Origin of the sequence: Haloferax profundi (genome assembly GCF_001469865.1) — an archaeon.
Classification (GTDB): domain Archaea; phylum Halobacteriota; class Halobacteria; order Halobacteriales; family Haloferacaceae; genus Haloferax; species Haloferax profundi.
In genome coordinates this window covers 1-2,267 of the sequence record NZ_LOPV01000662.1, presented here as the reverse complement: position 1 = coordinate 2,267, position 2,267 = coordinate 1, and the positions used below count along the sequence as shown (strand labels likewise).

Here is a 2,267-nt window from a genome sequence, read left to right as displayed (position 1 = left end):
AAACAGAGGTTTGTCACCAAACCGTTCGCCATAACGGTTAGTCGCTCTGAGATACGGATCAAGCGTCTCACTAAATGCTGACGAATCAGAGTGAACTTCAGTTGCAAAGTGGCGTGCGTGTCCAACTTGAGTACGGTCGATATATCTCTCTGACTCATCGTGACCTGATGCGGAGAGATTGTGAAGGACTTGTTTAAGACGCCTGTATTGTTTTTCACTCGCCTGTGGCCGGATGATGTTGGTACTGCCCTCGTCATCGACTGTGTACAGCCCAACTGGATCGTCTAATTTGGCTGCACTGCTGAGAAATGCGAGAGCGACTTCTCGTAGATAATCTAATTCCGAGCCGTCAACACTCCTGGCTCCTGTTGAAGATCGGTGGTCAACAACTAGCGTCGTTTGCTGAGCGGTTGGGACTTGATAATCACGAATATGGGGTTTGTTCAGCCTCGCAGTTGCTTTCCAGTCGATCCGACTGATGTCGTCGCCGTGAACGTATTGGCGAATCTCTGCGGGCTCGATACCTGACCCACGCTGGTCGGAGGTGTGCTCACCATACCCTGTTGAGATTTGTCGTCCACCTTCACCGATATGAATCCTCCGTGGTGTCCGCGGTTCAACAGTTACCTTCGTAGCCTCTCCAACGCGTAGAGACTCCTCGAAGAAACCACCTGCTGACTGGATCACAACCTCTGGGTGCTCGAACCTCACGACTCCCGCAGTTGGAATTGTCACTTGATACGATGTTGCTGAGGCATTGTCTTCTCGAGAAAGATGCACTGACTGTGGTTCTGTTTTGTCAGTTGTCGCAATGAGTGGTGGGTTAGAGTGAGCAGTAATTTCGATCCCTGTAGGCACGTCTTGCATTGACGACTCAAGGGTTACAAGAAACGGCTCATCAGTGAGGACTTGACCTCTCGAAATGGTTTGCGAGATAGACAGCTCGTCAGCAATGTGCTTCAGCTGGTGAGTGAATCGATATTGCTGGATGAAGAGCCAGACAGCTATGGCCCCTGCTGCACCAACCAGGAACGGGCGCTGTAAAACGACCGCAAGAACACAGAGAAAGCCCCCTACCCCAGAAGCTTCCCAAAACCGCCTCGTAACCCGCATGTATCTACAGACTTGGTAGACGACTTAAAATGTTGGGCGATCAGATTCTCGGACTCACTGTGATTTGTCGACAGAAGATGTTTTATGAATTCGTCAGAGAATTCAATCACGTGATTTCGAGCCGGGCATTTTCTGTGGCGTTCATCTTTCTCATCCTCTGCTCAGTAATCGCACCTGGTGCTGCAGTTGCATCCGAGCCAGAGCTCAACGGCGATGTACCGGACACACACCATGGAACCGCGTTGCAAGTCAGCACGCCTGAGACACAGAACAATTCCACGACACAGCACGAAGACCCCGACGAAACGGACGAAAACGGAGACCTTTCTGCGGTCAAAGGCTGGCTCAGTGGCCGAATGAGCGAGACACTCATTAATTGTGCCAATGGGACACGGACGCTTGATAGAGCAGCGTGTTCGCAGCTTAACAACTCGTACCCTGATTGGCTCTCAAAATACGTCAACGTGACGAGGGAAACTGAGTCGGAGCAAGACGATAAGATTGCATCTCGATTTAATTCCTCGCAAAAAGAGCAACAACGATTTGTTGAGTCACTCACTGAATTTCAAGAGACCAAAGCAGAGTACGAGGAAGCTCGTGAAAACGGTAACACTACCCGAGCCCGCGAGTTAGCTCGCGAACTGTCTCGTCATGCATCAGCAGTCAACGAATCTGGGAGGAATCTAGCGTCTGACTTTAGATGGCTCACGAATGAGACATCTGCAAATCTAACTGAATCGACTGAGACAGTCACACAGCTCTCGGACAACACAACGACAACAGCCGCTGAGATTCGAGAAATCGAATTTGTTTCGACGACTCTCTCAGTATCGGCCAACCGGTCTGAAATTGCATATGACTCACCGGTGTTACTTCGTGGGTCACTCGAAGCAGTAGGTGAAGGCCCCGTTTCGAACCGGACCATCAAGATCACTGTTGGAAGACAGACTCACAAGGTCTCCACTGATACAACTGGTGAGTTCTCATTACGCTATCGCCCAACGCTCATTTCGACTGAAGCAACCACCCTAAGTATCGCGTACGTTCCACGCCCGACGTCGCTCTACGACCGTTCTGAGTCGACAGTTCCGGCCACCATTGGTCAGACCGAAACAACGGTTACTCTGAATACCTCCACACCAACTGTTCAATTT

The 2,267-nt window shown here is 50.6% G+C and carries 1 protein-coding gene and 1 pseudogene; one reads left to right on the top strand and one right to left on the bottom strand.

Annotation, left to right across the window (positions count from 1 at the left end):
* A partial coding sequence (locus AUR66_RS20915) for a DUF58 domain-containing protein (protein WP_082682287.1) occupies positions 1 to 1,113 on the bottom strand: 1,113 nt, incomplete at its 3' end.
* A gap of 29 nt (positions 1,114 to 1,142) precedes the next feature.
* On the opposite strand from AUR66_RS20915, the pseudogene AUR66_RS21525 reads away from it, so the two are divergent.
* Positions 1,143 to 2,267 (top strand): annotated as a pseudogene (locus AUR66_RS21525) (DUF4129 domain-containing protein); the annotation flags it as partial.